Source organism: Nonomuraea sp. NPDC049141 (genome assembly GCF_040648415.1).
GTDB lineage: Bacteria > Actinomycetota > Actinomycetes > Streptosporangiales > Streptosporangiaceae > Nonomuraea.
Genome location: NZ_JBEZDR010000005.1, coordinates 321139 through 337360 on the forward strand (window position 1 = coordinate 321139; position 16222 = coordinate 337360).

At 67.6% G+C, this 16222-nt stretch carries 17 protein-coding genes; 11 read left to right on the plus strand and 6 right to left on the minus strand.

From position 1 onward, the window contains the following. Positions 1–18 precede the first annotated feature (18 nt). From AB0B91_RS17585 to AB0B91_RS17620, 8 genes are all read left to right on the plus strand, one after another. Positions 19–837, plus strand: coding sequence for an SDR family NAD(P)-dependent oxidoreductase (locus AB0B91_RS17585; RefSeq protein ID WP_358320059.1), 819 nt, complete (start codon positions 19–21; stop codon positions 835–837). 104 nt (positions 838–941) lie between these two features. Beyond that, a complete protein-coding gene (locus AB0B91_RS17590; protein WP_358320061.1) occupies positions 942–1376 on the plus strand; it encodes a hypothetical protein in 435 nt (144 codons plus the stop codon). A gap of 63 nt (positions 1377–1439) precedes the next feature. Then, the gene (locus tag AB0B91_RS17595) at positions 1440–2261 is read left to right on the plus strand and encodes an SAM-dependent methyltransferase (RefSeq protein ID WP_358320064.1); all 822 of its coding nucleotides are present in this window, start codon (positions 1440–1442) and stop codon (positions 2259–2261) included. A 96-nt stretch (positions 2262–2357) separates the two neighbouring features. Next, positions 2358–3023 carry a sensor domain-containing protein gene (locus tag AB0B91_RS17600; protein WP_358320067.1) on the plus strand — a complete coding sequence of 222 codons (666 nt, stop codon included), beginning with the start codon at positions 2358–2360 and terminating at the stop codon, positions 3021–3023. Positions 3024–3122: 99 nt separating this feature from the next. Continuing rightward, positions 3123–4139 carry a hypothetical protein gene (locus AB0B91_RS17605; RefSeq protein ID WP_358320070.1) on the plus strand — a complete coding sequence of 339 codons (1017 nt, stop codon included), beginning with the start codon at positions 3123–3125 and terminating at the stop codon, positions 4137–4139. 49 nt (positions 4140–4188) lie between these two features. Then, entirely contained in the window at positions 4189–5148 is a 960-nt protein-coding gene (locus AB0B91_RS17610) for a LysR family transcriptional regulator (RefSeq protein ID WP_358320073.1), read from the plus strand. Positions 5149–5240: 92 nt separating this feature from the next. Next, the gene (locus AB0B91_RS17615) at positions 5241–5570 is read left to right on the plus strand and encodes a hypothetical protein (protein WP_358320076.1); all 330 of its coding nucleotides are present in this window, start codon (positions 5241–5243) and stop codon (positions 5568–5570) included. Between the two features lie 65 nt (positions 5571–5635). Then, positions 5636–5920: a hypothetical protein gene (locus AB0B91_RS17620; RefSeq protein WP_358320078.1), complete on the plus strand. Its 285-nt coding sequence runs from the start codon at positions 5636–5638 to the stop codon at positions 5918–5920. Between the two features lie 41 nt (positions 5921–5961). Here the strand turns inward: AB0B91_RS17620 and AB0B91_RS17625 are convergent, their stop codons facing one another. Next, positions 5962–9435, minus strand: coding sequence for a serine/threonine-protein kinase (locus AB0B91_RS17625; RefSeq protein ID WP_358320081.1), 3474 nt, complete (start codon positions 9433–9435; stop codon positions 5962–5964). 38 nt (positions 9436–9473) lie between these two features. On the opposite strand from AB0B91_RS17625, the gene AB0B91_RS17630 reads away from it, so the two are divergent. Then, positions 9474–9626, plus strand: coding sequence for a hypothetical protein (locus AB0B91_RS17630; RefSeq protein ID WP_358320084.1), 153 nt, complete (start codon positions 9474–9476; stop codon positions 9624–9626). 228 nt (positions 9627–9854) lie between these two features. Here AB0B91_RS17630 and AB0B91_RS17635 read toward each other — a convergent pair whose 3' ends face one another. From AB0B91_RS17635 to AB0B91_RS17645, 3 genes are all read right to left on the minus strand, one after another. Beyond that, a complete protein-coding gene (locus AB0B91_RS17635; protein ID WP_358320086.1) occupies positions 9855–11075 on the minus strand; it encodes a hypothetical protein in 1221 nt (406 codons plus the stop codon). A gap of 11 nt (positions 11076–11086) precedes the next feature. Continuing rightward, positions 11087–11458: a hypothetical protein gene (locus AB0B91_RS17640; protein ID WP_358320088.1), complete on the minus strand. Its 372-nt coding sequence runs from the start codon at positions 11456–11458 to the stop codon at positions 11087–11089. A 162-nt stretch (positions 11459–11620) separates the two neighbouring features. Next, complete coding sequence (locus tag AB0B91_RS17645) at positions 11621–12481, minus strand: NAD(P)H-binding protein (RefSeq protein WP_358320091.1); 861 nt, start codon at positions 12479–12481, stop codon at positions 11621–11623. 78 nt (positions 12482–12559) lie between these two features. Between AB0B91_RS17645 and AB0B91_RS17650 the strand changes: the two genes are divergently transcribed. Continuing rightward, entirely contained in the window at positions 12560–12925 is a 366-nt protein-coding gene (locus tag AB0B91_RS17650; RefSeq protein WP_358320093.1) for a helix-turn-helix domain-containing protein, read from the plus strand. Between the two features lie 38 nt (positions 12926–12963). Here AB0B91_RS17650 and AB0B91_RS17655 read toward each other — a convergent pair whose 3' ends face one another. Further along, complete coding sequence (locus tag AB0B91_RS17655; RefSeq protein ID WP_358320096.1) at positions 12964–13899, minus strand: inositol monophosphatase family protein; 936 nt, start codon at positions 13897–13899, stop codon at positions 12964–12966. A 17-nt stretch (positions 13900–13916) separates the two neighbouring features. Next, entirely contained in the window at positions 13917–15059 is a 1143-nt protein-coding gene (locus AB0B91_RS17660) for a hypothetical protein (protein ID WP_358320099.1), read from the minus strand. Between the two features lie 289 nt (positions 15060–15348). Between AB0B91_RS17660 and AB0B91_RS17665 the strand changes: the two genes are divergently transcribed. Beyond that, positions 15349–15723, plus strand: a complete 375-nt coding sequence (locus AB0B91_RS17665; RefSeq protein ID WP_358320102.1) for a hypothetical protein — start codon at positions 15349–15351, stop codon at positions 15721–15723. Positions 15724–16222 lie beyond the last annotated feature (499 nt).

Sequence of the window (16222 nt, forward strand, 5' to 3'; positions counted from 1 at the left end):
TGACTTGAAGGAGGATAAATGAGGAAATTCGTGGTGGCAGGGGGCACGTCCGGGATGGGGCGGGGGCTGGCTTTGCACTACCTCGGGCAAGGTGACCAGGTGACGATCGTGGGGAGCGATCCGGAGAGGGGGCGGCAGGTCCTCGACGAGGCCGGGCGGCTCGGCGCCCGGGACCGGGCCGCGTTCATCCAGGCGGATCTGACCTCCGTGGCCGAGAACCGGCGCGTGATCGAGGCGGTCAAGGCGACGCACGACTCGCTCGACGGTCTGGTCAACACCGCCCTCCGGCACTTCGCCCAGCGGGTGGAGACCCCCGACGGCTTCGAGGGCACGTTCGCGCTGTACTACGTCAGCCGTTTCCTCCTCGGCCACGGCCTGACCGAACTACTGGAGAAGGGAGAGAACCCGGTCATCGTGAACATCTGCGGCGTCGGGATGACCAAGGGCCGGGTCCATTGGGACGACCTGTCGCTGAAGCGGGAATTCGGCAGCATGACGGCCATGCTGCAGGGCGGCCGCGCGACCGACCTGCTCGGCGTCGCCTACGCGGACGTGCACCGGGGCGGCCGGACGCGGTACGTCCTGCACCACCCCGGCTTCACCGACAGCGGCACCGGCTCGCTGAGGCAGCCCGCGAAGACGATCGTCAAGGCCCTGGCCAAGGTCTTCGCCCAGCCGGTCGGGAAGAGCATCCAACCGATCATCGAGCTGATGGACGACCCGTCCGGCCAGGGACTCCTCGCCTACGACCGCCGCACTCCCGTCGATCCGGGCCTGCCGACCCTGGACCTGGGTGACGCGCGCCGCCTGTACGAGCTGACCAGCCACCTGCTGTAGATCATGGCGCCCAGAGATCCGCGACAGCCCCGGTGACGTCCTGGTCGTAGCTCGCCGAGGCGTCGAAGGTGAGCCGTTTCGGTGCTCCCGGACGTCCTATAGGTATGAGAATCTGGCGGATCGCGCTCGCCCTGATGGTGAGCACCCTCCTTTGCGCCACCATGACACCCACCGCCGCCCTGGCCGCGCCCGCCGCGCCCGCTGCCAAGAAGGTGCTGGTCGAGCTACGCGAGCAGGGCGGCTTCGCGGGCTTCGACAATCGGGTGATCGTCTACACCAACGGCTGCGTACGGCTGAGCCGTCGTACGGGTCCGACCGTGGACAAGTGCCTCACCAGCGCCGAGAAGCGCAAACTGCACGGCGAGCTGAAGCGGCTGCGCCTGGGCCACTCCGAGGCCCAGCCGCAGGGAGCCGACTTCCTCAAGTACACGCTCACCTACAAGGGCCACCGCGTCAGCCGCTACACCCTGACCCGCACCTGGACCCCGGTGGTGAAGCGGCTGGAGAGGTTCCTCGTGAAGTACTGGGCTCCGGACTAACACACCACCACAGAAATCCCTATTCACCGTAAGATGCGGGCATACGTGATGAAGGGGGTAGGCGTGCCCGAGGATGAGCAGCCCGCCGGGAAGGTTGACCCGACCGTCCCCAGCGTCGCTCGGATGTACGACTACTTCCTGGGTGGGAAGGACAACTTCTCCGCCGATCGCGAGGCGGCAGAGCACATCGTCCGGATCAGTCTGGAGACCGGCTCGGACATCCGCGAGATCGCCCGGGCCAACCGCGGGTTCCTCATCCGCGCCGTGGAGGAGGTCGCCAAGTCGGGCGTACGGCAGTTCCTCGACATCGGCACCGGCCTGCCCACCCAGAACAACGTGCACCAGGTCGCGCACCGCATCATCCCGGACGCCAGGGTCGTCTACACCGACAACGACCCGATCGTCCTGGTGCACGCCCGCGCCCTGCTCGCCGACAATCCCGACACGGTGATCCTCGACGGCGACACGCGCGACCCGAAGGCCATCCTGGAGGCCGCCGCCGCGCACCTCGACTTCAGCCAGCCGGTCGCCGTCCTCGTCGTCGCGGTGTTCCACTTCCTCGCCGACGACGACGAAGTGGCCCGCATCGTCCGGACCCTGCGCGAGCCGCTGGTCCCGGGCAGCTACCTGATCATCTCGCACGGGTACATCGAGGAGAACGAGGGCATCCCCGAACGGCTCGCCGAGGCCCAGGATGTCTACCGGAAGTCCAGCTCGGGCGCGATGATCTGGCGCGACCGCGACACCGTACGCAGCTACTTCGACGGCCTCGAACTCCTCGAACCGGGCGTCGTGCCCGCGCAGGACTGGCGCAACGACGAGCAGTTCATCCCGCCCGGCCTGGAGAAGGGCGGCGTCCTGGGCGGCGTCGGACGCGTCCCGTAACGTGATCGCCGCGACGCGCGTGGTAGGGCCAGCACTACCCCGATAGGGCAGTGAGCGGGAGCGATCTGGAAGGCCGCGGCTCGTAACGTTCTCGGCATGACGACCCTCCGGCACCGCATCGCCACCGACACCCGCTACGTGCTGCTCGGCTTCCCCACCGCCGTGATCTCCTTCGTCCTGGTCCTGGCCGGCGTGGCGGCCGGAGCAGGCAGTGCCGTCGCGTTCGTCGGCCTGCCCATCCTGGCCGCGTCCGCCGCCATGGCACGGAACTTCGCCGACGTCGAGCGGGTGCTGCTACCTGACGTGCTCGGCCGCCGCCTCGCCCGCCCCCGCTACCGTCAGGCACCGGCGGACGCCGGCTGGTTCCGCCGCACCATGAACCCGCTGACCAGCGGACAGGCGGCGCTGGACATCCTGCACGCCATCATCGCCTTCCCCATCGCCATCGCCACCTTCGCCGTCACCGTCGTCTGGTGGGCGGGGGCGATCGCCGGGCTGACGTTCCCGCTCTACGGCTGGATCATCGCCCGCATCCCCGGCTACCAGGGCGACCTGCCGGGTCTGCTCGGCCTCGGCAGCGACCTCACCACCCTGGTGGTCTTCAACACCGTGCTCGGCGTCCTGTTCGCGCTGACCCTGCTGCCCGTCGTGCGCGGCGCCGCCCTCGTCAAGGCCAACCTCGCCCAGGCGATGCTGACCCGTCCCGCGTACGACGAGCGTCCCGCGACCATCCCGGCGCACCGGTTCGCCGCCGGAGTGTGAGATCATCCCCGCGCCCGCTGATTGAACCTGGACCAAGTGCGGGCCGTACACCATCAAGACAGCTCAGGACGCTCCCACGGGCATGTCGCGGAGGTATCCGTGCCGGTGAATCGCCAGCTGTTCGTGAGTGGCCTGGCCTTGGCCATGGTCGCCGCGTGCAGCACCTCCGGGACACCACCCCAGGCCGGCGCCTGGTCGGTGGGTTCCGTACCTCAGGCGAGCGCCTCACCGGCCGCACCGGCACAGGGCGAACTGACGCAGCCCGAGGCCGCGCTCGTCCTCGACCGCTACCGGGAGCAGGTACAACAGGCCAGGCTGCAGGACGGAGCCGGACTGGAGGCGGCGAGCACCGGCCTGGCGCTGGAGCTCGACCGGGCCGACCTCCGCCTCGCCAAGCTGCGCGGCGACCGGCCCGGCGCCCTTCCCCAACTCACCAGCACGCGTTTCATCATCCCGAAGAACCCCACCGGAGCCCGCTGGTTCCTGGCCGAGATCACCGAGCAGGGCGAGGACGACCGCACCCAGCTCATCCTCCAGGAGACCTCCGCCGGCTGGCGCCTGGTCGCCCGGTCGAACACGCCGCTCCAGGCAGCAGCCCTGCCCATCGCCGTCGACGACGAGGGCCGCGCGACCGCGGTCGCCGCCGACGCCACCACGAAGCTCGCCGTCGCCCCCCGCGTGATGGCCGCCGCGCACGCGCGCTCCCTGGCCACCAACGGCAAGGACGCCCGGGCCAACCGCCTCCTGGGCGCGGGCCGCTACACCACCCAGTCCGCCACCGCCCGCCTCGCCGACCTGCGCCTCCTGCGCGGCCAATGGGACGTACGCGACCGCACCCAGGTGGTCCCGTCGATCTACGCGCTACGCGCCTCCGGAGGAGGGGCCGTCGTCTGGTACGGCGTACGGGAGCAACAGACCTTCGCCGCCCGCCCCAAAGCCGCGACACTCTCCTTCACCCGGCCGGAACCCGCCGCGCTGAGCGGCAAGAAGGAGTTCCGCAACCGGGTCATCCTGGTCCAGGCCAGCTGGTTCGCGGCCGTCGTGCCTGCTTCACGGTCGAAGAAAACGCGGATCGTCGCCGACTGGACCGCCCAGATCAGCGTCACCGGCGACTGACCGCTTTCGCGCTCTATGATCTTTGAAGCCCGGCCAGTAGCTTTTGCTCATGACGCCCACGCAGCTACGTGCGTTCGCGGCTGTGGTGCGGCTCGGGTCGGTCAAGCAGGCGGCCGCGGAGCTCGATGTGTCGGAGGCGGCCGTCTCCCTGCACGTCGGCCAGCTGCGTAAGGAGCTCGGTGACCGGCTGTTCACCAGGACCGCTTCCGGGCTCGCGTTCACGCCCGGCGGGTTACGGCTGGCGAGCCGGGCGGCGGAGCTGCTCAGCCTGCAGGAGCGGACGATCATCGAGGTGGGCCAGGCCGGGCGCGGGCGCAGGCTGCTGCGCGTCGCCGCGTCGAGCCTGTTCGCCGAGTACGCGGCGCCCGGTCTGATCGGGCTGTTCGCCGGGCGGGCCGCCGACCTCGACGTGGAGCTGAGCGTGCACGACCCGCGGCGGTTCGGGTCGCTGCTGCGCTCGCGGACCGTCGACGTGGCGATCGGCCCCCATCCGGGCGGCGGCGCGGACGACACCCTGTCCTGCAAACCGTTCCTGAACTACCAGCTCGTCGTCGTCTGCGGGCCCGAGCACCCGCTCGCCGGGCGCGACGTCGGCACGCACCAGCTGCGCGACCAGGTGTGGCTGCTCGGCCCCTCGGCCGCGACCGACCTCGGCGCCGTACCGACGATGCTGCGCAAGCTCAACGTGCCCGAGCACCACCAGCAGATCTACCAGAGCCACGCCGCCGCCCTGGAGCAGGCGCAGCGCAACGGCGGCGTGGCCCCGGCGATCTCGTTCGCGGTGGCACAGGATCTCGCCAACGGCCGGCTGGTCCGCGTCGCCGGGCCGTCACTGCGGTTCGACGGCGGCTGGTTCACGATGACCCTGGCCGAGGGTGGCGTGGCACCGGCGGCGGCCGAACTGGTCCGATTCGTCACCACGCCTCGCGCCACCCAGGCCATGCTCCGCGGCCCCGGCGTGAACGTGGGCCGCTTCCGCCCGTCCATCCACATCACCTTGTGGAGCTGAGCGTCTCAGGTGACGGCTTGTCCCGGCCCAGTCTAGGAAGCTCGACGGATTCTCAACATATCCTCAACACCTGTAGGCCTACATTTCCGGACATGAGATCCGTAGGAAAGATCGCCACACTGGCTGTGGCGGCCGCGCTCACCTCCGGCGTTCTTGTCTCCTCAGCCCACGCCGCCAGCGCCACCGAAGGCGCCAACCAGGCCTCGGCCGCTCTGTGGCCCTGCGTCGTCCAGGCGAAGTGGGCGGTCAAGGTGCACAAGCGCAAGAGCCTCAGCTCCGGCTATCGGGTGGCCAAGAAGGGCACCAAGTTCCACGGCTACTGCTGGGACAACAAGCCCGTCTGGAAGTGGACCGAAGTCTGGAACCTGAACGGCGGGGGACACGGGTACGTCTGGCACACCGGGCTCAAAATGGTCCGCTAGGCCGAATCGCGTACACACGCGTTGATCACGACAAGAGCAACGACCGTGGGCGGTGGAAGAAGCAGGTGATCAATAGCTCTGAATCAGGCAGTCGCACGGCCGCACCTGCTCTGGAGGATCACCTGGCGGAATGGTCGCTGCAGACCGGGATCACGGTGGAGATATGGGCTCTGCCGAATCAGCCGCTTCCCGCCCTCATCACCGAGATCGTCCATGGCGCGATCCGTGACGTTCCGCAGGAGGTGGAACGGCAGGCACAGGCCCGTACCGTCTCCATTGCCCTCACCGTGCCTCCCGGCGGGCTGCGCTTGACCGTCAGGGATGACGGTCTCGGTACGGTTCTCGGCTAGTTTTGGGCTGGTTGCCCCGGTATGCCTCGAGGCCCTACTAGCTAGGGGCACATCGTGAACGGTTCGATGTCAGGCAGGTGGCGGGACCATTCACCGGCGGTGAGCGTACGACCGGCGCGCACGCACAGGATCGCGGCCACGTGCCGCTCGTCCACGTCGTGCACACGGATCGTGCCGTCGGGGGCGGCGGTGTGGAGTTTCGTGCCGTCCGCAGAGAATGCCACCCATCCGCCGTCGGCGCCGTCCGCCGCCTGCTTGCCGTCGAAGACGAGGCCCAGCGGTCGCCGGCTCGGCACGTCCCAGAGACGTACGCGCAAGCCCTTCTCGTACGTCGCGATCGTGCGCCCATCAGGCGACCAGGCCAGCATGGTGACCTCGCTGCCCGGCACCGCGGGGAACTCGGCGATTCTGGTCCTGACGTCGCCGTCCCACAGAGTGAGCCTGCCGGGCCCGGAGAAGGCCACCTGCCGGCCGTCCGGGCTGAAGGCGAAGGCGCCGGCTAGCTGCCCGGTGCCCTGTTCGGGAGGCCGGGTGGCGCCCTTCGCCGGATCGATGAGCTGGAGCGGGTTTCCGGTCACGAGCAGCCGTCCGTCGTGGCGGAAGGCGAGGTCCTTCGCGCCCGTCCCGGTCTCCGCTCGTCGAGATCCGCGTTCGAGGTCCCACAGTTCGACGCGACCGTGCTCCCCATAGCGCGACACGGCCAGCGTGCGTCCGTCCGGACTGAACGCCAGCGCCTGGGCGCCCTGCTCGACGCCGCCCCCCAGCTTGAGCCGGGCCGACACCTTGTACCCGGTCAGATCCACGATGCGGACCGTGTCGTCGGCGGCCAGGGCGAGCCGGCGGCCGTCGGGACTGAAGGCGGTCGCGCCGCCACCGCCCGACCGGCTGATCAGTTTCATCAAAGCGCGGCCCGTCGCCGTGTCCCTGGCCTCTATCCGGTCCTCCCAGATCGCGGCCAGCACGCGCGTGGAAGGGGCCAGCCGTACGTTCCCGCTCTCGCTGCCGCCGCCGATCGGCGGGTCGAACACCATCGAGACGTCCTCGGTGTGGACGGCGCCGTGTTCGTCCAGATAGCGGACGGCCCGGCCGGCGAGGTCGAAGCGGAGCCCGCCGACGAAGGCGGGCATGGCCTGGCTGTACACCGTGTCATACATGGCCTGGCCGTGCACCGGGTCATAGGTGAAGCGCGGCTGCAAGGTCAGCCGCTCCCGGTCGCCCCAGTGGGCGATGAAAGCGTCGCCGAAGACGAAACCGGCCTCCGAGCCCACTCCGCCCCCCGGGCCCGCCCCGCCCTCCTCGCCCATCACCTCCTCACCGGACGGCACCTCGAACAGACGGATCCTGCTCGTCTCTTTCGAATTCACAAGCTCCGTGGTCATCATCATCTTGCCGTCGTCGCTGAAGGTGGTCTGGTTGATGACGCCCTTGTCCTGCTCGGGCGGGATCGGCGTCATCTTGCCCCGGCGCAGGTCCCACAACTCCGCGTCATGGCCCTTCACCACGTAACCGAAGCGGCCGTCCCGGCTGATCGCGTTGAGCGCGGCTCCCGAGGGAGCGGTGAGCTGCTTACGCTTGGCGACGTCCCACCATTCGGGCAGGGCTTTCGCTCCCCAGGGGATGGCGAGGTGGCGCCCGGAGCTGTCGAAGCTCAGTGTGCCGCCGCCCGATTGCCTGCCTTGACGGGCGATGGGAGCGCCGAGCGGTCTTCCGGTGCGCGTGTCCCACAGCCGTACCCCCTCGTGGTCGAGGAGGGCCAGGGTGTGCCCGTCGGGGGCGAGCGCGGCTCGGGACACCTCCGCGCTCACCCCGGACAGCACGCCGATCCGCCGCTGGCCGGTGACGTCCCAGATCCTGGCTGTCCCGCCGTCCACGGACACGAGCACGCGGCCGTCCTGACTGAGGTTCTGCACGGTCGCGGCCGTGTAGTCGGGGTCGAGGAAGACGGAGGTCGTGGTCTGAGAGAGCGAGTCGTAGAGCGCGCCGCGGGTCTCGGGCAGCTCCGGGCTCAGCCGCCAGCCGGCCACGCTCAGCAGCTTCGCGACCTGAGGATCGCTCTGCCGCAGGTCGGCGGCTCGCAGCGCGAGCTCCCGCGCCAGCGCGTCGTCGCGCTGGCGGCTCGACTCCCTGCGCAGGTACTCCGCGGTGCCGAGCCCGCCGAGCGCGACCACGAGCAGTACGGCCAGGGTCGCCGCGACCAGACGGCGTCTCCTCGCCCTCGTACGGGCCAGGCTCACCGCCTCGTCGAGGAACTCGCGTTCGCGCCGTCCCAGCGTGAGGTCCTTGTGCGCGGTGGCGGCCCACTGCAGCGTCCGGTCGAGTGCCGAGCCGTGCAGCAGGTCGGCCGGTCTTCTACCGTGCTCATTCCACAGCGCGGCCGCCTCGGCGAGCCGCCGGTGGACGGGCAGCCCTTCGCGGTTGCCCGCCACCCAGTCGCGCAGCCGGGGCCAGGCGTGCAGGAGGCCGGGCTTGGCCAGTTCGTATGTGGCACCGGACCGCGTGACCAGGCCCGCGGCGCCGAACAGGGTGAGCATCGCGTCCACGGCCTGCGAATCCGGCAGCTCGTCCCTGCCGACGGGCCGGAGTTCGTCGCCGTCGGTCATCCGCAGGAACACCTCGGGCACGGTCGCCCGCTCGGCCTCGGTCAGCTCGCCGTAGAGCTCTTCCGCGATCGCGCCCAGGTCGGGCTCGGGCCGTCCGGTCAGGGCACCCGCCTGCGTAAGGCCGCGTTCGAGCAGGTCGTCGCCGCGGCGGAGCGGCGCCTCGCCGCCATGGCCCAGCAGCCGCAGCAGCAGCTCCCCGGCGGCCGGCCGCTCCGTGGGATCCCGGGCAAGCGCTGCGGCCACGAACGCATCCAGGGGTTCAGGCAGGCCGCACACATCCGGCTCGAACTCCATCACCCGCCCGATGACGGCGGCCGGATCCCCCGCCTCAATCACGTCCTTGCCCCGGGCCGCGAACAGCACCACCATCGCCCACGCCCACAGGTCGGCCGCCTCGCTCGCGCCCCGCCCCGAGAACACCTCCGGCGGCATGTATCCGGGCGTGCCCATGATCGGCCCACTCGTCGTCGGCCCCACCTCACGGGCCACCCCGAAATCGATCACGCGCGGCCCGTCCGGCCCCATGATGATGTTGTCCGGCTTGAGATCGCGATGCACAATCCCGCCCTGGTGGATGGCGGTCAGCGCGGTCGCCACCCCGATCGCCAGCCGACGCAGCGCGTCCTTCTGGTACGACCCCGACTCCGCCACCACCCGCCTCAGGCTCGGCCCTGGCACGAACTCGCTGACGATGTACAGAGGCGCCGAATCGACCTGTGCCTCGATCACCTTGGCGGTGCAGAACGAGGCCACCCGCTGGGCCGCTGCCGCCTCCTTCGCGAGTCTGGCGCGTGATTCGGCGCTGTCGTACCTGGGGACCTTGATCGCGACCCGCTCTCCCGCCTCCCCGTAGCCCTCGTAGACGACGCCCTGGCCGCCCGCGCCCAGCCGGGTGGCCAGCCAGTAACGACCCAAACGCCGCGGGTCGGTCGGGGTGAGAGGAACCATTGGCGGTGCCATTTCGGGAAACTCCGGATGGGCTGAAGGTCAAGGACATCTGCCGGATGCTGAACACCGGCGTGGAGCCCAAGTACGCCGAGAGCGTACGCGCTCAGAAGTTCTGCCGGACTTGTTCGCAGCACGTGGGGCAGAGCGGTGTCTCCTGACCAGCGGTCATGCGGCGATGAAATGGTCCCGGACATTCGTGTTGAGGCGGGCCACGCCAGCCTGAGCCGGGCACGGGCGAGGGCCACCCCCACACAACCATGCTCGTGGTCGAATGGCCGTCGAACCAGGTGGCGATGACGGCAAATAGTTCGCTCACGGGCTGCTCCTGCTCGCGATCGGGCAGGTGATCATCCTTGATCCGGAGTCCCTGCCGGAGGCGCGCTCTTTCAGCGCCACTCGATGAATGCGGCAGTGTCGCCGAGCGTGGAGAACTCCCCGGTCCGCTCGACCTTCTGGGGCGTGGATCCCGGCTTGGTGTCGCAGAGGTAGTAATTTTTCGCGGCCCCCTTCTCGGAGAGAAACGCGAATCTCTGACCGTCGGGGGAGATCACCATGGCGTGGTTGTTGTAGTCGTTGCTGGGGACTATGGGCGCCCCAGGCTTCGCCCCCGAGGCGATGTCGAGCGCGGCGAACCTGCCGTCCGTGCTACACAACACCGTGTCGTTGTCGAGCCAGCCGCCGCTGCCGCAAGAGATGTCTCTGCCCTTTTCCACGAGGTCCGGGCCCACCGCTTGGCCCTCCGCCGGGACGTCCAGAACGCGACCTTCCGCCAGGAGGCGTTCGCCGTCCGGCGAGAGGAAGGCGCTGCTGGCCAGTACCGCCCTGCTCGGCGTTCTCCCCACCATGATGAGGTTGGTTTCGCCGACGATCCCGATCTCCAACTGGTCGACCACCTTGTGGTCCCCAGCAAGCGCTCGGCTCGCGATGCGGTTCTTGGTTGAGTAATACCCGCTGTCGGACGCCTCGTATGTGAACCAGACCGCGCTCCCGTCCCGTGAGAAGGCCGCGTTGTGCTCGTGCGGAGTGTTGCCGAAGCCCTCGTTCCCGGTCAGATCGGTGAACTTGCCCGCACGGTCGACGTACCCCACATGAGCCGCCTCGGTCTGCGGGTCCTCGGTGACCACGGCCATCTTCGTGAAGTCCTGGTCGAAGAGCGATCGGATGGCGGTCACATCCCCGGCATCAGCCGGCAGCTCATCCGGCTCGCACAGTTGCCTCACGGCGGTGTTCGGCGTGGCCCTGTCGGACTCGACAATCGCCGTATCCGGCAGCTGGAACTCCGCATGCGCCAGGTGCTTCCAGCTTTGCGGGTTCCAGCCATCGACGCTGATGACTCCGCCGCTGCCGTTCCCCGGTGAGCAGACAGCCGTAATGATCATGTTCTGCTGGGTGAAGTCTCCACTGGTGGCAGTCTCCGAAGATCTCTGACCGGCGTCTTCGCCCGGTCCGCGCTCTTCGCCGGCCGAGGAACAGGCAACGAGGCTTGCTGCCAAGACCAGCGAGAGAAGGGTCGCCGTTGTGTTGCCGCGAGCCCAAGCATTCCTGGTCCGGGGATGAGCAGACTCGCCGCCAGGATGAAGCTGATGGCCCTGCTTCTTGATTCTCACGAGGGGTTCTTCTATGTGTGATCGCGATCGGCGTTCGGCCTGCACGTCTCGTAGTTCGAGTGACGGATGGAACCGAAGTTGTCGACCGACATCCACCCGTACTTCCCCGTCCCCTTCACTCGGCCATGGACCCAGAGGTTGCCGCGCCCGTTCCGCACCCAGCAGTGAAAGTAGATGACCCGGCCCTTGCCGAGCCTGGTCACGTTCCCGCACCGGTCCGCGTAGGGCCCCTCCTTGAGGTTGTAGGAGCCCTTCATCACGCCGTAGCCGCCGTCCAGATTGGAGATGGAGGCGTCGTACGCGGAACATGGAGACGGGGTGGCCGACGCGGCCGGCCCGTTCACGAGTGTCGCCGCCATGATCGCGCTGGTCACAACCAGCATTCCTACCGCCTTGGTCCCGAATCGCATGGTCCCCCTTTGTCCTGTTGACCAACTGGCGCTCCGCATGGTGCGCCGGGCGGTGTTGAGAACTTGTTGAGGATTTGTTGAGGGGGCGGGGAGCAGGCCAGCCCACGCGCAACTCAGCGATCAGGTCGCGCAGAACTACCCGGTCCGCTCTGAGGCGGCGAAGTAGTCGGCGATCGGGGTGGGCTTGCGGCCGGTGAGGTGTTCGACCGCGTGTGTGGTCACGTCGAACCAGCCGTCACGCTTGTACGTCCCCAGGCCCGTCCATCCCTGAACGTACATCTCGGGGAGCCCATGGCCGGACAGCGTCGCGGCCAGGTCGGTGTCCGAGACCTGTTCGCAGCGGACCGGGCGGCCGGTGACCTGGGCGAGCGCGTCGGCCACGTCCGCGTCCGTGACCGCCTCCGGGCCGGTGACCTCGAGGAGTTGCCCCTCGCAGCCGCCCTCGGCCAGCACGGCCGCGGCGACGGCGGCGCTGTCGTCGCGGGTGATGTGTCCCACCCGGCCGTCCCCCGAATTGCTGGGCAGCACCCCGGTGGCGACGGCGATGGCGGGCAGGCCGACGAGGTTCCACATCTCCGGCCACTGGTTGAACCGCAGCGCCGTGAACGTCAACCCTGATTCGGCCAGCAGCCGCTCGGTCTCCCCGTGGTTCTGGATGAGCGCCTGGGGCTGGCCCGGCTCGCCCGCCCTGGCGAACGATGTGTAAATCACCTGGCCTACCCCCGCCTTGACCGCCGCCTCGATGGCGTTGACGTGCCCGCGAGGCGCCCCGGTGAGAGAGCCCATGCTGATCATCAGCAGCCGCTCCGCGCCCTCCAGCGCACCGGGCAGGCTGGCCGGATCGTCGAAGTCGGCGTACCGGGTGGCCACCCCGAGATCGGCGACGGCATCAGGGGTACGGGACAACGCCACGACTCGGGCGGCGTCCACCCGCTGGAGCAGGTGCCCGACGGTGAGGCGTCCGAGCTGCCCGGACGCTCCGCTGACCACGATCACGATAAATCCCCCTTGGAGGTCGATGTGCGTACCCTGATCTTTGGCCAACTGGCGAAAGGTCCGAAAGAAGGCACATTCATGTCCCCTGCCACCATCACGGTCCCCGTCATGGTGGCTGAGCACGAGAACTGCCCCGCGACCAGCGTGCTGCGCCGGGTGGGTGACAAGTGGAGCGTCGTGATCCTGTCGATCCTGGAGCGCGGCGCGCACGGCTTCAACGAGCTGGACAGGTCCGTGGAGGGGCTCAGCCGCCGCATGCTCACCCGTACGCTGCGCGCCCTCGAAGAGGACGGTCTGATCAGCCGCACGGTCCATCCGAGAGTCCCGCCGCGTGTCGACTACGCGCTCACCGACCTGGGCCGCTCCTTCTTGGGGCCGGTACGCGCCTTGGGCCTCTGGGCCGTCGCACACCAGTCCGACCTCGAAGCGGCCCACAGCAGGTAGTCCCCTCCGCAGGCTCGGTGCGGGGCGCATCGGCATGCTTATCCGGTGAGGGTCATGGCGGAGAGAATCTCTCGGGCGAGGGGCAGGCTGGAGGCGGCGACAAACTTGCGTCGGTGATCCATGGCTTTCCGGATGTCGTCCATGGTGCCGAACCTGTAGTCCAGCGGAATGGGACGGCCCTGGAGATCGAGGACCACCCCTCCGGCCGCCTGGAGGATGTAGTGGCCTGGGGCGAGATCCCAGGTGGCGAAACCCTTGGCGAACTCGATCATCGCGTCACTGAAACCTGCGGCGACGTGACACAGCCCGATCGAGCCGAAGTCAACGCCGATCCTGCCTCGGCTGACACCGTCGTGAGAGAGCTGGCCCAAGTGCTCGATCAGGCCAGTCTGCTGGGTGAGCGGTAGGAAACGCTCGGACGGCTTCATGAAGTAGTTCGTGATCAGCGACTCTGATACCTGAGCAGACCGGTTTAGCCGCAGCGGATAGGACGCCCCGTCCTGGGTGAAGACGAAGGCTTGCTCCTGCCCGGCATCGTCGCGGGCGGCAGTATAGATCTGCAGGTGGTGGAAGATATCGCCCACTACGGCCGCGATCGGACGGGCGAGGCTCCGCGAGTAGACCAGGACATGCGTGTAACCGAACAAGGCCCGGACTGCCAGCTCACTCGTGTCGAGCGGATCGACCAGAACACATAGGTCTGGGTCTGGATCGTCGCCGATGACCTGAGGGGCCGCTTCCTCGGAAGCATAGACGTATGAAGGAATGATCTGTGTCAGGAGTTCCCGATAGCGCCTGTGCATCCATAGGTCGTACTCCGACAGGAAGTTGTCGGCATGTCGAATGTTCTGGTTCTCTGACCGGTCACCCGATAGTGCAGCTTGGATAAGCCGGGGGCGGAGCTCACGGATGACCGTTGCCACAAGTTCCGCGAGCTGCTGGACGATGCCGGATAGAGGGGGCTGGGACGTCACGATGCGCCTCCGCTTTGTCAGCGTAGTTCTAGGGGTGGTTCGATCCCCGGTGGACTCATCGTTGCGGCGATGAATATGGCCTTGAAGTCAGCTGCTCGCATGATGCCCGCGCCGGTCAAGTCATCGAAACTGGCTACTTCGAGGTTCCGTTCCTTGGTCATGGCACCGAAGACGGCGAAGTAGATCTCCACGCCTGGATAGCGTCTGCGGATCTCACCGGTGATGAAACCGACCACGTCCGCGTGCTTGACCTCGAAGTCACATAGGACGACCGACGGAGCCTCTGGCAGATCCGGGTACATCGAGGCCGGATCGAGCGCGATGAAGTCGCGGCTCTTGTTGCACTTGAGATACCCGATGGGGCAACGCCCGAATTGAGCCGATGCGAGGAATGTCGCCATGACCAGCCCGGCTTCGTTGATCCCGAAGCAGGCATCCACGTCTACGCGACGTCCTATGTTCTTGATCTGCTGGATCAGCCTTTCAAGTCCATAGCCGAAGGACGACCAGCTCAGGTTTAGCAGCTGGCCCGGTTTGGGGTTGAGCAGAGAGTAGACGCAGATCTCCGGGTTGCCGTACTCAACAGTCGGAACTGCCAGATTGAAGTCGGGGCCGGTGATGTTGTCGTCAGGAAAGACCGCCGCCCAGTCCGGGTTGGCTGGCAGGCCCTCCAACTCTGTCGGCGGCCCAGCTGCCCGACGTGCTGAGTTGGCTGTGGTGAACTGCTTCAGCGAAATCTGGTCCTCGGCCGTGAGGCGCTCATAGGCTTCCGCAATTAGATCGCTGGGAGAAATGTCTTCGTTCGCCACGCCTAGAGAACCTTTGCCATAGGCGATGGCGAGGATCAGCAGGCTTGAGAAGTTGGGCGGAGATCCAGCCCCTCCCCGTTCACGCGCCCATGTTTCCCAGGCATTAATGGTGGTGCCGCCCAGACTGGTTTGATGACCTGTCACATCGTTGTACCGCTCGGCCGCTTGAACCTGCGAGAGACCGCAGGCATAGCGATATGCCTGAAGGCTGGGTATGTCGGAATGCAGGCCCATCAGCCCAATTGCCGACTTTTTAACCGAACCCAGCTCTTGCCATAGATCTCTACCGATACGTGCTAGTTTGCGCCCCTGCGCTTGAGGACTGTCTCCGATTCCTGGGCGGCTGGGCATCGCTCGCCTCCTTGCGAACTCATCCCTAGATTACCCATCCAAATGGGCAATCGTTCACCCTGAGATCCGATTGATTGCGGACTCTCTCATAGGTGTGAGTGTCGCTCGCATGGTTCTACGGTCGAAGACATTAAGAGCTGCCCCGAACCGGTTTGTGCGCTTCTCCAACGTGGAGCGCTGAGAGCCGGGAATAGCTGGAGCCTCAGGCACAGACACGCCGTACGGCTCCCTCGATCAGGAGGAGGCCTGATTTATGGCTAAGGCTAGAAGCACCCCCGACCGTTTGGTGATGGCCGCAACAAGCGAAAGATCGGCAGCGCGGAGTCCGGCGGCAGATGTCGCCTACCGGTTGCGCGATGAGCTGGCAATGCAGGGGATCGCGGCGGACGTGCATGACGGCTACGGCGTGGCGCTGATCTCAGTTTGGATTGATCTGGTCGTTTGGGTCGAGTGCGGCCTTGATGGCGTTTGGCGCTATATCTGGTGGACCGGTCGGATTCATCCCAAGACAGGGCGGTGGGTCTACACCGGATGTCCGTTTGCTGGGGTGTCGTCGGTGGCGCGACAGGTCGGCGAACGGTACCGGGAATTGCTCGAACGTCACCCGTGGTCGCCGGTGATCGCCGAGGTTCTGTCAGAGGTGAACTTCGGGGTCGGTCCATGAGCCTGGCCGGGCGGGTGCCCGAAGACGAGCGGAAAGGAGCCGGGAGGCCGCGACGCACGGTTGGTCGGCTACCGAGTCGTGTGATCAGCTGGGAGCGGTTCGACACGTCCAGGTGTCAGCGGGTGCGCATCGGCGAAACCTCGTGCTGTGGCGCGTATGAGTGGGTGTGTCAGGGCGGGGAGTTCCTCGTGCTGCGACCGGTATGGCCACGGCTATGAGGAGACGGGCAGAGGACGCTACTCACAGGCGCGTCTCGTCTGGATCGCTCTGGTTGACGAGCACGAGCAGCAAGAGCACGGCTATCGGCAAGCGCGATTATCGCTAGACGGGCATGGCGGCGGCAACTCACCTCTCCAGGTGCCGGAAGGTGACGCATTTACCGTACGCCGTGTCTGACGGACGGCGCGGCAGCGCGCGAACGCACACAAGGTCTGCCCCCGTGACCAGAGGGTGCAAGGTCCGTCGCGCTGGCGCGCCTGCCGTGACGGTCGGCCCTGGT

Excerpts from the sequence above, each read along its gene's own strand:
- AB0B91_RS17585 (WP_358320059.1), top strand. The coding sequence starts at position 19 with ATGAGGAAATTCGTGGTGGCAGGGGGCACGTCCGGGATGGGGCGGGGG.
- AB0B91_RS17600 (WP_358320067.1), top strand. The coding sequence starts at position 2,358 with ATGACGACCCTCCGGCACCGCATCGCCACCGACACCCGCTACGTGCTG.
- AB0B91_RS17590 (WP_358320061.1), top strand. The coding sequence starts at position 942 with ATGAGAATCTGGCGGATCGCGCTCGCCCTGATGGTGAGCACCCTCCTT.
- AB0B91_RS17615 (WP_358320076.1), top strand. The coding sequence starts at position 5,241 with ATGAGATCCGTAGGAAAGATCGCCACACTGGCTGTGGCGGCCGCGCTC.
- AB0B91_RS17640 (WP_358320088.1), bottom strand. The coding sequence starts at position 11,458 with ATGCTGGTTGTGACCAGCGCGATCATGGCGGCGACACTCGTGAACGGG.
- AB0B91_RS17610 (WP_358320073.1), top strand. The coding sequence starts at position 4,189 with ATGACGCCCACGCAGCTACGTGCGTTCGCGGCTGTGGTGCGGCTCGGG.
- AB0B91_RS17665 (WP_358320102.1), top strand. The coding sequence starts at position 15,349 with ATGGCCGCAACAAGCGAAAGATCGGCAGCGCGGAGTCCGGCGGCAGAT.
- AB0B91_RS17650 (WP_358320093.1), top strand. The coding sequence starts at position 12,560 with ATGTCCCCTGCCACCATCACGGTCCCCGTCATGGTGGCTGAGCACGAG.
- AB0B91_RS17660 (WP_358320099.1), bottom strand. The coding sequence starts at position 15,059 with ATGCCCAGCCGCCCAGGAATCGGAGACAGTCCTCAAGCGCAGGGGCGC.